The following is a 13,094-nucleotide window of genomic DNA, read 5'->3' on the forward strand; positions in this document are numbered from 1 at the left end:
GGCTAATTTAGCTGATTAAGAAAGAGTATAAGAAGCAAGTTGTGCGTTACTTGCAAGAACAGTGTTTAGGTTTTCTAAAACTGTTTGTGAAGTTACGTTTTCAGAAGTAAATACTGAAGAAAACTGTGCTTGAGCAAGCTTATTGAACGCTGCTTTATCTTGATCTGCAACACCCCAAGCTTCAGCTAGAGTAGCTAAAGTTTCGCCTTCACCTTTTGACATATCACGAGCAAGTTGCTCCATGTTACCGTCAATGAATAAAGCGATTTTTTCTGAAGAAGTTACTGTACCAGTACCATCACAACCAAGAGTACCAAAAGTGATACCAAAAGTTTGGTTACCAGATGTACCATTTGTTGTAGCGCCTAAAATTTTAACGCCTTTACCTTGCTGACCAGCAAATAACATAGAACCAAGACCACAACCAATATCTTGGTCAGCCATTGCGTTTGAGAAAGGAAGTAAAGATAGAGCTGCTACTGCGATTAGTTTTTTCATTTTCATAAATCCATATATGATTGTCTTTATTTAGGGTAAATAAAGTTCGCGGAAGATTTTAACAGACTTGCAGAAAAAAGGAACAGGCTAAAACATGAATATTTTACACTCTAATTTTTAAATATATTAAAGTTAATGTCAGGATAAAAACCAGCCTAGTTTCCACTTTTTATTGAACTGGTGGCGGTTTTTTACTTCTTGGGGCACCTAATAAAATACAAGTATGGCAAATACATACAGATAAAAATGCACTAATACCTAATGCACCGCCATAGCCGTCAAGTTTTGGTACAAGAAATTCAAATAAGATTGAAAACAAAATAGATGAGCTTGCTACAGTATAAATACCAAATCGATGTGGGGCGCTCATACCTATGAATGTGCCGCCAAAAAATACAATTGCGTATAAATCGGGGTTCAAATTTAAAGCGCTAAAAATTAAATAAGCAATAATAGAAAGTGAAGACGACGCTCTAACCCCGTCAAAGCGACTATGCTTAGCTAAATAAAATGTTAAAAAAGCCCCAAGCAGTACAAGTAATGGATATTCAATACTCATAATACAATTCCTTTGGCTAATACAAAAAGTGCCACGCTTGCAAAAGCTACGCTGCCAAGCTTGCCACCAAAACCTGTAAACATATTCATAGTAAGCACATACAAACTTGAGCCAATAAGCGAAATAATAGCAATTTCCCAGTAACTGGTAATTAAATGAGTTGAACACATGCCTGCAAAGCTACCAGCATAAATTGCAGCATACGGATGGTTTTTATAATGTGCAGGAAAAGGAATAAACGAGCCAATAAGCCCCGTTAGCGCAGCAGAAATCACTAAAGGTAATGCAAAAGTAGTGTGCATAGCAAAGCAAGCTACAAAGCCTAAAAAGAAAGTGATGAATTTTAAAAGTAAGAATTTAATCATAGCGGCGCATTTTAAACTAATCCTTTTGCGCTTTCTAATACTCTCTAACAAATAAATGTTATAAGTAATTACAAACTTTAAAAGCGTGTTTTTTAAACGGCTTTTAGGTATTAAATATGCTTAATAGTGCCGCTGTTAATGTTCTATAAATCACAAGTTATGTATAATGGCGATAATTTAATGTATTAAAGTGTTAACCAAGGGTTATTTATGTCTAACTGTTTACATCTGGCTATTCCGGCTGGCGATTTAAAAGTGGCTAAAGCGTTTTATTGTGACGTACTAGGCTGTAAAACGGGTAACAGTGAAGAAGGTCGCTGGGTAGATATAGATTTTTGGGGTAATGAACTTACCTTGCACCAGAGTGTTGAGCGCTTACCAACAGTTCGCCATGATGTAGATATGGGAGCTGTGGCAGTACCTCACTTTGGGATTCACTTATCTGAAGATGAATTTAACGGGTTAAAAACACGTATTGAAGATGCGGGTATTGAATACTTAGATAAACCATACCGCCGATTTATTGGTGATGAGTTTGAGCAAGAAACGTTTTTTATTGAAGATCCAAATGGCAATGTGCTTGAAATGAAAACCATGGTAAACCCAGAGGTTTTATTTAAAAAAGTATAAATGCTGTTGTTTAAGGTAAGCTAAAAAAACCACTTTAATAAGTGGTTTTTTTATAACTATTAATCAGTGTTTTGATAAATTAGTTAATATTTACAGGTGAAAAAAATTACACTACATGCATGATTTTTATTCACTCTACAATGTAGGTATAGACACGTAGACTTAATTTCAATTCTCATACTTTATTGTTATTTATGCTGCTTAAACTCATAATTGCACCTTTGCTTATTTTACTAATAACATTCGCCCAAAAACGCTTTGGTAGTTTTGTTAGCGGCATAATTCCTGGCTTGCCTATTACCTCTGGGCCTATTTCTTATTTTATAGCATTAGAGCAAGGTAAATTATTTGCAGCTAACTCAGCGGTGGCCTCTCTTTATGGTATGAGCGGTATAGGCTTATTTTGTTTTAGTTACTTGGTTGTATCACGAAGATTTGGAATGCTTAAATCGCTTTTTACAGCGTTGAGTATTTGGTGCGTATTTAGCGTTATTACTTTATTTTTACCAGTGAATATTATTGTGGCGAGTGTGGTTTCGCTTTGTATTTTACTCGGTTTAACTATTATCTCTACAAAGCTAAATATATCAGTTGATGCAAAACCATTAAATGCCCGCTGGGAGCTTCCGGTAAAAATGATATTAGTGACGAGCTTTATCGTGCTTGTTACGTTTATATCGCAGCATATAGGGTCTGCATGGAGCGGGTTAATATCTACCTTTCCGGTTATTTTGGCGGTAATGGGCAGTGTTGCCCATTTTAGTGACAAACAAGCCTCAACGTTTAAAATTCTTAATGGCGGTATTATTGGTTCATTAGGTGGGTGTGTATTTTTTGCGGTGATTGCGTTTATGTTAAAACATAACTTTATGATTTGGCAGGTGTACGCAACAGCTGCCATTTTCTCAACGTTATTTACTATTATTTTTAGCCAATTTATTAATCGCCAATTTACCAAGCAAGCTATGCTAAACACCAAAAAAGCAGTGCTTAAGATTGACTCGCTCGGTTAATTTACATCTCTAAAACTATTACCTAGTTATGTAGTTGAATTAACATTTCACTGGGGGTTTTATTAAAGTGGCGTTTAAATTCGCGGCTAAATTGCGATGGGCTGGTATAGCCAACCTTTAATGCAGCTTCGTTGGCTTTGCTTCCACTACTGGTTATAAGCTCTTTAGCCTTAGCTAAGCGTACTTTTTTTAAATACTGCAAAGGTGACTCAAATGTTACTTGCCTAAAAGCACGATGGAACGACGATACGCTCATGTTTACATCTTCAGCCAACCCCTCAACTGTAATTTGATTGGCATAACTACTGTGCATAGTTGAGAGCGTACGGGCGATACGCGCATAATGCCCATCATGCATAGCAAGCCCTATTAAAGTATGTCCTTGTGGACCACAAAGTACACGATATACCAATTCTTTTACTATATCTTCGCCAAAAATATCAGCCTCAATGGGGTTATTAAGCACGCTAAGTAAACGGTGGGTTACTTGCTCCATTGCGCCATCTATTTTAGCCGATTGAACGCCACTCATTTGCCCAGTAGTGAATGGCTTATGTGTACCAATTTGGTTTACTAATTTATGTAACATTACCGGGTTTATATCTATAACAATCCCCATAACAGGCAGGTTGTTATCGGTAAAAGCTTCGCATTCAAGTGGCACAGGTACACCTAAAACAAGGTAGTCGCCTTCACCATATTTTATTTGATGATCAGGAAAATGAATTATCTTATGTCCTTGCCCAACAATAATAATACCTGAGTTATATATAAGTGGTTGGCGCGGCGAGCTTTTACTTGCACGATGAAAATACACACCTGGAATAATGGTTTCCATGTTGCCTTCAAAGTTAAGTAAATTATTGTGCTCTGCAAATTTTTGCATCATGTTGGCTATTGAGGACATTAAAACTTCTACTATCGTACGAATTTTGCGTAAAATATCAATCCTGACAGTTTTAGGCAAGCTTTTGCGAGTTATTGGGCTTTTTTTATGTTTATTTTGCCACTAATATGCACTCATTGAAGTTTAGCTTAGTTAGTAACTAAGCATTATATTTAGTATTTAACCGTCACCTAGGAGCAAAATAATGAAATTTAGCTACGTAAACCCAACACTTATCCAGTTCGGCCAAGAACAAATTGCCTCACTAACTGATTTGATCGCAAAGGATCAAAAAGTACTTGTAGTGTACGGCGGCGGTTCAATTAAAAAGAACGGCGTGTACGACCAAGTTGCAGCAGCACTTGAAGGCTTTGACTGGGTTGAATTTTCGGGTGTAGGCGCTAACCCAACTATAGAAGTACTAGACCAAGCAGTAAAAATTTGTAAAGAACAAGGTATCGACTTTGTACTAGGTGTAGGCGGCGGTTCAGTAATCGACGGCGTTAAATACATTGCAGCATCTGCAGTTTATGATGGAGAAGGTTGGGATATTCCTACTGGTAAGCACACTATTACTAGCGCATTACCAATTGGTGCAATATTAACATTGCCTGCAACGGGTTCAGAGTCTAACCAAAACTCAGTTGTGAGCAAAGAAGCAACAAAGCAAAAACTACCGTTTGCATCACCAGAAGTACTTCCTAAATTTGCGATTATGGACCCTGATGTAATGAAAACATTACCACAGCGCCAACTTGTGAATGGATTAGTAGATGCATGGGTACATACCTGTGAGCAGTACCTAACATTCCCTGAAACAGCATTGGTTCAAGAAGGTTACGCAGAGGCACTTTTAAGAACGCTTAAAACACTGGGCGATAACTTTGAAAACCAAGACGACGCATGGCGTGCAAACCTTATGTGGGCAGCTAACCAAGCACTTAATGGTTTAATTGGTTCTGGTGTATCGCAAGATTGGGCAACACACATGATTGGCCACGAGCTTACAGCTGCTTACGGCGTTGATCATGCTCGTTCACTTGCTATTGTTCAGCCTTCTTTACTACGCAACCAATTTGCAGTTAAAAAAGCAAAACTAGAGCAAATGGGTAAAAACGTATTTGGTCTTGAGCAATCTGACGATTTAGCTGAGAAAACAATTTTAGCAATCGAAGCGTTTTACCACAGCCTTGACGTAGCGACCCAGCTTACTGAACATGGCGATGATAAAGCCGCTGCTATTGACAATATTATTGGCAAACTTGAAGCACACGGCATGGTTGCTCTAGGCGAAAACCAAGCTATTACGCTAAAAGAAAGCCGCGAAATTTTAGAGCAAGCAGTTGCTTAATTTTCAAAGCTAAGCGCTTACTTAAATATACTAAGTTTTAGCGTTAATAAAAAACCGTCAACCTTTAGGTTGGCGGTTTTTTTATGGTTTATTATAAATACTGCGTTGCTAATTAACCAATAAAGTCTGTATTAATGTTTTTTAATGATGATAGTAAACTGTGCTCAACGGTTAGAAAAAATCTAACGATTAAATAAATTAAAACAGGACTAAACTCATGAAATTACTAAACACATTACTTAGCTCAAAAGCAGGCGTAGCAGCATTAATTTTACGAGTACCAGTTGGCCTTATTTTAGCGGCGCATGGTGCACAAAAACTATTTGCTTGGTTTGGCGGTTACGGGCTTGAAGGTACAGGCCAATGGATGGCGAGTATTGGTTTAGAGCCTGGCTATTGGTTAGCAATGATGGCAGGTAGCGCTGAGTTTTTTGGTGGCATTGCATTAGCAATTGGTTTGTTAACTCGCCCAGCTGCTGTAGTTGCCGGCTTTACTATGATGATTGCTATTTTTAGCGTACATATTAGTAATGGCTTATTTATGGCAAACAATGGCTATGAATACGCATTAACGTTACTTGTAGTAACTGTAGTTTTAGCAATTCAAGGAGCGGGAAGCTTTTCGCTTGATAACGTATTAGTTAAAAAACTAGCTAATAAATAGAGTTTATTAATTGAAGAATAGCGGCCAATTTGGCCGCTATTTTTGTAGGTTAACTACTAAATTATTTAGCTGAAAAAGTTAAAGAATAACTGTACTGCTTTTGCTCAAGTAAATACTCTTTATGAGTACTTGGGCTCCATGAATCATCGCCACCTACACCCATATGTTGATGATCAATGTGTACATGTACGCAATCATCAGCAATTAGTTCGTTAGTGTGTTTTGCTTGCGTTAGCGTACTTTGCGAATACTCGCTGGCTGCAAACAAAAACGCGCCAGTTACGGTTAAGTTATTAATACTCAGCAATTGGCAATCGCTACGCAGGCCATTATCAGTTGGGAATATATACGGTGTATGTAGCTCATTTAAGCTCAAGCTGTAATAACCTAAACGTGCCGCGGTTTTGCGATCTGGGTAGTTTTCAAAAGGCCCTAAACCTAGCCAGTTTATTTTTGTATCGCTTTGCTTGTTAAGCGTTGTACTTAGCCCTATACGCGGCATTGGTGGCAGAGTGTCGTTTAAGTGCACGTCAATATTTAAGCTAATATTGCCGGTATTATTTAGTGTATATAGCCACTGTGTTTGAGCCTGTAGCACGCCATTAAATTCGTAATTAAATACACAAGTAATACGTACATCAACGCTTGATTGCACTGCGTGAATTGAGCTGCATGTGCGCTGCCATTGCCCTATACCTGCACGCAACCAACGAGCCTCCCATGCATTGGGGTCTAGATTGTCTACTTCGCTTACACCAATGTCGTTATCAAGTGGGGCACGATAAAAGTTATCAACCAATGGGCTACTAATAACCTGAGTATCGTTTTGTAACCACTGCTCTATAAGCCCTGATTGCTTGCTAAAAACAAGTTTAAATTTATCGTTTTCAATACTTAGTTGAGAGTCGGTTTCGCTAACACTTATAGCGTTTTGCTCAGATGATGATACAAATAACTTACTGCTTAAATTGTTACTATTTATAAGCTTAAACTGCTCTGAATCCATAACGTGATTAGCGTTTGCAAAGTGTGAGTCGTTAACTAATGCTACATCTAAATTAAGGTAATATTGCGCACCTTGCTCAAACGCTGTTTCAGTTTTAATAGTTAACGTGTGTGTACTTTGCGGAGCAATATTAAGTACATGCTCGCCTTGCTCAACACAGATGCCATTTTGCATTAACTGCCAAATAAGCTTTTCGTTATCGGTATGTCTAAATACGTAATCGCTAAATACATCAATGGTGTATTGGTTTTGATTTTGCTCACGCAATGTAAATTGTAAATGTTGCTGGCTGTATTTAGCTTCAAACAGGCTAGGGTGCGGTGTTCGGTCTGGGAACAATAAGCCGTTTATACAGAACTGTCGGTCATTTAGTTCATCACCAAAGTCGCCACCGTAAGCCCAGTAATGCTCACCGTTTTCGTCTGTTTTAGATAAACCTTGATCTACCCAATCCCAAATAAAGCCGCCTTGCAAACGCGGGTATTCTCTAAATGCTTGCCAGTAATCGTCAAAGCTACCTAGGCTGTTACCCATTGCGTGAGCGTATTCACATAAAATAAGTGGGCGAGTTTCACCCGGTAGGCTCAACCATTTTTTAATAGAGTATTTAGGTACCGCATCGTCTTTAATATCGGTATCTACACGGGCGTACATTGGACAAATAATGTCGGTAGCCGTTGTATTTGCGCCGCCGCCTTCGTATTGCACTGGGCGAGAGGGGTCAAAGCTTTTTGACCAGCCGTACATAGCATCATGATTTGCGCCGTGTCCGCATTCGTTTCCTAGTGACCAAATAATAATTGAGGTGTGGTTTTTATCGCGCTCAACCATTTGTGTATAACGCGACATAAATGCACCAGCCCACTGCGGATCGCTAGCTAAACGCCCCATAGGAAACATGCCATGGGTTTCTATATTAGCTTCGTCCACTACGTATAAACCTAGCTCGTCACATAACTCGTAAAAACGAGGGTGGTTAGGGTAGTGAGCAGTACGCACGGCATTAAAGTTATTTTGCTTCATCAGCTTAATATCTTCAATCATATCGGCGGTAGTAACTGTATGGCCGTTTTCTGGGTGGTGTTCGTGGCGGTTAACACCGCGAATAAGTAGCGGTTTGCCGTTTAAGCAAAGCTGCCCGTTAAGCATTTCTACTTTTCTAAAGCCAATGTCGTAGGCTTCAACATCGACGGTATTGCCATGCTCATCAAGCAGACTTACAACGCAGCGGTATAAGTACGGGGTTTCGGCGGTCCATTTTTTAGGGCTTTGTATATCAATTGTTTGAAATACAACATCGCTCCAGCCACCTTTTTCATCAACACGTTTATTGTTAGTATTTTGAATTTGCGGCTCACATAACGCCTGTTCGCCATCAAAAACTTGCACTGCTATTTGATAGTTATTTGGCGCATTAATCGCCGTTTTTATATGTAGCGTTGCATCGCGATAGCAAGCGTCTAAATTGGGGGTTATAAACACATCACGTATTTGGTTTTGTGGTTTTGTAAGTAAGTTAACATCGCGGAAAATACCGCTTAGCCACCACATGTCCTGATCTTCTAAATAACTGCCATCGCTCCAACGAATAACCATAACGGCAATACGGTTAGTGCCTGCAACTAACAGTTCGCTTAAATCAAACTCGCTCGGTAAACGGCTATCTTGTGAATAACCCACCCACTGTCCGTTACACCACAGGTGAAACGCCGAGTTAACGCCTTCAAAAATAATATGATTACGCTGAGTTAGCTGACTTTCGCTTATATTAAATTCAGTGCGGTAACAGCCTGTAGGGTTGTCGCTTGGTACAAAAGGCGGGTTAACTGCAAATGGGTACTTAACATTACAGTAAATAGGTTTATCAAAGCCGTGTAATTGCCAGTTAGAAGGCACTGTAATACTTTGCCAGTTGCTATTTAGTGTTTCACTTAGCAACGATTCATCAACTGCTTCGGGTTTATCAAATAATTTAAAGTCCCACTGACCGTTTAAACTTTGTTTTTGCGATTGCGTGTTAGTACGGGCATGGTCAACGCTTTTAAATCCATTGAGTGGGCTGTGCGCTTTTACTTGATTAACTTGTACTGAAATTGGGTTTTCCCAATCTCGGCGATTAATTATGTGCTGTAAAGAGGTCATGTTTATCCTATTGCATAAGCGGGCAATTATAATGCGGTAAATATAGCTAAAAATAATCGCAGGGGTTATGCTTAAAGCTCTCCTTTATTTGTCCAAAACTATCATTGTAATTATGTGCTATAACATTAAAGACATACTCGATATTGGTCCGCGTTGTATAGAACGCTTTATTGATTCACAAACGCTCGCGCAAATGCCAAACCTTGAAATAGCACTTGCGGGTTGCTCAAACCTATCGGGTCGTTATTGCGTAGCACGCTCAGCACCGCTAGAACATACACTTTTTTATACGCTTGCAGGGCAGGGTAAATTAACAACACAAAATGAGCAGTACACACTTAATGCCAATACACTTATTGTGCTACCAGCAAAGCAAAGCTTTGAAGTGAAAATTGATGCTGAACATTGGGATGTTATTTGGTTAAACCTTGCAAATACTAAACGTTGGCAGCATTTAAACTTAGCGCAAGCACTGGTACTAACCGAGCAAAAACTTGAGCCGTTACACCTTGCTATGGAGCTTTTATACAGCGAGCCCAATGCTAATTTACGCGAAAGCGTAACGCCTATTTTAAGTCATTACTTAAATGCTACGCTGCAAAATAACTCTCAGGGTGCGGCGCATAATCGTTTAATTAGTCTGTTTGAAGAGGTAGATAAGCGCTTGCAGTTTGATTGGACAATAGAGGCAATGTGCGAACATGTGCATTACTCATCGCCGCATTTGCATCGTTTATGCCAAGCGCAATTTGGTAAAAGTCCAATACAACAACTTATTTATTTACGCATTGAGCGAGCTAAAAACTTACTGTTAAACACGGCTTGGCCAATTTCGCATGTGGCAAGTTATGTGGGGTACTCTAATATTTTTAATTTTTCCAAACGTTTTAAGAAGTCGGTAGGTGTGTCGCCAAGCGAATTTAGAAAATAACGTTAGCGGCTCTCTACATTTGAATAAATTTAAGGTATTGTGCGATTTCTTAAATTGCATTTTAGAGTTTTAGGTAGGCAATGCGCTCAAACCGTTTTTTAATAGTGATATTATTAGTGCTTGTACACAGCTTTATTAGCTGTGATGGCGCTGCGTATCATTTGCAAGAAGACGTTGATCACGTAACCAGTTCGTTATCGCAAGGCGACTCCACTGCCGATGATAACCAAAGCGATAAAACATCAACTACCGAGATTCATGCCCACCAACATTGCCATTGTGGCTACAACAGCACTTCTAGCCACTCAATAAGCCCAGAGCAAAGTAAAGCAACTTCGCCTGCGTGCTATAACGGGTTAAATTACCCGCCAGATGTACCGCCACCCAATTCACTTAGTTAGTTTTTAATTTTAAATACTTTGTAAAAAACTGCCTGCGCTTGTGCGCTATTAGGCTAGTTATTTACATATTTAGGTTGCTTGATCGCGCTTTTTTTTAAAATAGGCGTAGTGATTAAGTTAACTCTGTTTGTTAAAAAACGGACACGCTATATGAATAAAAAACCAATTATGCTGGTGGTGCTAATGTGCGCGCTACCTGCTTTTAGTACTTTGGCGAATGTTAAAACACTAACCCTAAAGCAGGCACTGAGTAATACCGAACAACAAAATCTGGTATTAAAACGCTACCCGTATCATCAAAAAATATTGAGTGCGCTTAAAACCCAAGCTGCTCTTTCGCCTAATCCTGTATTGAATGTTGAAGCTGAAAACTTACTGGGCACAAACAAGGCGCGTGGCATTCAAGGCGCTGAAATAACGCTCGGGCTTAGCCAACTAATAGAGCTGGGCGATAAGCGCCAAAGCCGTATTAATTACGCAACCGCCAATATTAAAGCCCAAGCAATACAGTATCAAAATACCCGTTTAGCCTTATTAGCAACCACTGCTGAGCGATACTACCAAGGGCTTAAATTTCAAACATTATTAAGTTTAAATAGTGAACGTAAACAGGTAGTTACTCAGGCGCTTAAAGCGATTGAACAAAGAGCCAATGCGGGTGCTGCGTCGCAAGCTGATGTAACGCGCATGCGTTATGCACTTAGCCAAGTAGAGCTTGATAAAGCCATGCTTAATAGTGAATTTGAGCGAGCAAGTTTATCGCTTAACGAGCTGTGGAGTGAGGAGCAACCCTACGATACTTTTGCTGGCAATATTAATGCAATTACTGCGCTTAAATCAGCGCAAGCACTTTTAGATGCGGTTAACCAAGCCCCTGAATTTGCATTATTACAGCAGCAATATTTACAGCAAACAGCTAACTTAACACTGCAAAAAGCAAACGGACAAACCGATATTAATATAGGGGGAGGCGTGCGCTATAACCAACAAAGCGACTCCAGCTCATTAGTGTTTTCGTTTTCTATGCCACTGCAATTAAGTAATTCAAATAGCGGAAATATTGCAGCTGCAAATAGTCAGCTCATGCTTTTAAATGAGCAGCAAGGGCAATTGCGCATCCAGTTACGCCAGCAAGTACGTACTTTGTACGCTTATTATCAAGGTCGAGCTAATCAGGCAAAGCTATTATCTGATCAAATTATTCCTCAGGCACAAACATTGATTGAGCAAAGCTTAAAAAGTTATCAACGCGGACAAATTTCGGTGTTGCAATTACTTGATGCTCAACAAGCACTTTTTGATTCTAAACGCACACTTATTACAACTCACGCAGAGCTGTACCAAGTGCTACTTACTCTTGAGCGTTTAACAGGCCAATCTTTAATTGAGACTCATCAATCATGAATAAAAATATAATCGCATTACTAGTATCACTTTCGTTTGCCAGCAGCTTTGTAAGCACAGATGTATTTGCCTCTGCTGAGCATGGCGAGTCAGGTCATAAAGAAACAGAGCAACACGAGCAAAAGCAAGGTCCACACGGCGGCTTTTTATTAACTGATCCTAAATTAACCCTTGAGCTTAAATTGCAAGAATTTGCAGGTAATGTTGAGCTACGTGTATACGGCTATAAACAAAATCAGCCGATAAATATAAACGACTTAAACATAACAATGAGTTTAAAGCGCTTAGTTGAAGCGCCGCAAAATATACAGTTTACAGCTGAGGGCGACTACCTTGTTAGCACGCAATCAATTAACGAACCGCATTCGTTTGCACTTGCCGTTACTGCTAATTATAAAGGTGAGAGCATTAGCTATGAGTACGATCAACACGAAGGGCAAACTACGCTGACAGAGCGAGCTATTGAGCGCGCAGGAATTAAGACCGAGATAGCGCAAAGTGGTGAAGTGGATATTACCGATACGCTTTTTGGCGTTATTGCACCAACACAACATGGCACGGTAGAAGTAATGGCGCCATATGCCGGATTGATCAGTGATATTTTTATAAGCATTGGTCAAAACGTTAAAAAAGGCGAAGTACTTGCCAATGTAACCAACCGTGAAACACTGCAAAATTACCCCATTAAAAGCCCAATTAGCGGCGTTGTAACCGAGCAATACTTAAAGCGTGGCGAGCTTGCAAGCACCAGCGCACTTATGCAGGTAGTTAACCTTGATAAAGTATGGGTTGAGTTATCGGCTTTTCCTGAAAACATTGAAAAACTCGCCATTGGTCAAAGCGCTAAAGTGTACGACCTACATCACCATTTAAATACGCAAGGAAAAGTGTTTTTTATAGCCCCAATGATGACTGGCGGGCACATAGCGCGCGCCCGTATAGAGCTTAATAACCCAGACGGGCATTGGCGCCCAGGCATGCATATAAATAGCGATGTAAGTGTGGCTAAAATAAATGCCAGCGTGCGTGTTAAGCCACAAGCAATTCAAGAATTTAACGGTCAACCCAGTGTGTTTGTTCGTAAAAATAATGTATTTGAAGTGCGTCCCGTTACCTTAGGTGCAAAAAATAGCGAGTGGGTAGAAGTACTTACAGGCTTAAACGCAGGTAGCGAATACGTAACAGACAATAGTTATGTCATTAAAGCTGATATTTTAAAAAGCGGCGCAAGCCACGCTCACTAG

13 protein-coding genes are annotated in these 13,094 nt (G+C 39.6%); 8 read left to right on the forward strand and 5 right to left on the reverse strand.

Annotation, left to right across the window (positions count from 1 at the left end):
• Positions 1-15 precede the first annotated feature (15 nt).
• The 3 genes from I6F47_RS10150 to I6F47_RS10160 all read right to left on the reverse strand — a co-directional run bounded on the left by I6F47_RS10150 (position 16) and on the right by I6F47_RS10160 (position 1,359).
• The gene (locus I6F47_RS10150) at positions 16-498 is read right to left on the reverse strand and encodes a DUF3015 domain-containing protein (protein WP_024589733.1); all 483 of its coding nucleotides are present in this window, start codon (positions 496-498) and stop codon (positions 16-18) included.
• A gap of 169 nt (positions 499-667) precedes the next feature.
• Positions 668-1,057, reverse strand: coding sequence for a hypothetical protein (locus I6F47_RS10155; RefSeq protein ID WP_007587227.1), 390 nt, complete (start codon positions 1,055-1,057; stop codon positions 668-670).
• Positions 1,054-1,359: a hypothetical protein gene (locus I6F47_RS10160; RefSeq protein WP_007587218.1), complete on the reverse strand. Its 306-nt coding sequence runs from the start codon at positions 1,357-1,359 to the stop codon at positions 1,054-1,056. The genes I6F47_RS10155 and I6F47_RS10160 overlap by 4 nt, the downstream gene beginning before the upstream one ends.
• Before the next feature lie 273 nt (positions 1,360-1,632).
• Here I6F47_RS10160 and I6F47_RS10165 point away from each other — a divergent pair, with 273 nt between their 5' ends.
• Entirely contained in the window at positions 1,633-2,052 is a 420-nt protein-coding gene (locus I6F47_RS10165) for a VOC family protein (RefSeq protein WP_010554617.1), read from the forward strand.
• Positions 2,053-2,246: 194 nt separating this feature from the next.
• On the forward strand, positions 2,247-3,065 hold the full coding sequence (locus I6F47_RS10170; RefSeq protein ID WP_010554616.1) for a hypothetical protein: 819 nt from the start codon (positions 2,247-2,249) through the stop codon (positions 3,063-3,065).
• Between the two features lie 22 nt (positions 3,066-3,087).
• Here the strand turns inward: I6F47_RS10170 and I6F47_RS10175 are convergent, their stop codons facing one another.
• On the reverse strand, positions 3,088-3,972 hold the full coding sequence (locus I6F47_RS10175) for an AraC family transcriptional regulator (RefSeq protein ID WP_197183777.1): 885 nt from the start codon (positions 3,970-3,972) through the stop codon (positions 3,088-3,090).
• 184 nt (positions 3,973-4,156) lie between these two features.
• Between I6F47_RS10175 and I6F47_RS10180 the strand changes: the two genes are divergently transcribed.
• Positions 4,157-5,302 carry an iron-containing alcohol dehydrogenase gene (locus tag I6F47_RS10180; RefSeq protein ID WP_197183778.1) on the forward strand — a complete coding sequence of 382 codons (1,146 nt, stop codon included), beginning with the start codon at positions 4,157-4,159 and terminating at the stop codon, positions 5,300-5,302.
• Positions 5,303-5,519: 217 nt separating this feature from the next.
• The gene (locus tag I6F47_RS10185; RefSeq protein ID WP_197183779.1) at positions 5,520-5,966 is read left to right on the forward strand and encodes a DoxX family protein; all 447 of its coding nucleotides are present in this window, start codon (positions 5,520-5,522) and stop codon (positions 5,964-5,966) included.
• A gap of 61 nt (positions 5,967-6,027) precedes the next feature.
• On the opposite strand, the gene I6F47_RS10190 is transcribed toward I6F47_RS10185, so the two are convergent.
• Positions 6,028-9,114, reverse strand: coding sequence for a beta-galactosidase (locus tag I6F47_RS10190; protein ID WP_197183780.1), 3,087 nt, complete (start codon positions 9,112-9,114; stop codon positions 6,028-6,030).
• Positions 9,115-9,226: 112 nt separating this feature from the next.
• Between I6F47_RS10190 and I6F47_RS10195 the strand changes: the two genes are divergently transcribed.
• The 4 genes from I6F47_RS10195 (at position 9,227) to I6F47_RS10210 (ending at position 13,094) form a co-directional block, all read left to right on the forward strand.
• Entirely contained in the window at positions 9,227-10,045 is an 819-nt protein-coding gene (locus I6F47_RS10195) for an AraC family transcriptional regulator (protein WP_197183794.1), read from the forward strand.
• 80 nt (positions 10,046-10,125) lie between these two features.
• Positions 10,126-10,446 carry a hypothetical protein gene (locus I6F47_RS10200; RefSeq protein WP_007378232.1) on the forward strand — a complete coding sequence of 107 codons (321 nt, stop codon included), beginning with the start codon at positions 10,126-10,128 and terminating at the stop codon, positions 10,444-10,446.
• Positions 10,447-10,596: 150 nt separating this feature from the next.
• Positions 10,597-11,850 carry a TolC family protein gene (locus tag I6F47_RS10205; protein ID WP_197183781.1) on the forward strand — a complete coding sequence of 418 codons (1,254 nt, stop codon included), beginning with the start codon at positions 10,597-10,599 and terminating at the stop codon, positions 11,848-11,850.
• Positions 11,847-13,094 carry an efflux RND transporter periplasmic adaptor subunit gene (locus tag I6F47_RS10210; protein WP_197183782.1) on the forward strand — a complete coding sequence of 416 codons (1,248 nt, stop codon included), beginning with the start codon at positions 11,847-11,849 and terminating at the stop codon, positions 13,092-13,094. Before I6F47_RS10205 ends, I6F47_RS10210 begins: the two co-directional genes overlap by 4 nt.

This window comes from Pseudoalteromonas sp. NZS37 (assembly GCF_015864265.1).
In the GTDB taxonomy this organism is placed as follows: domain Bacteria; phylum Pseudomonadota; class Gammaproteobacteria; order Enterobacterales; family Alteromonadaceae; genus Pseudoalteromonas; species Pseudoalteromonas arctica.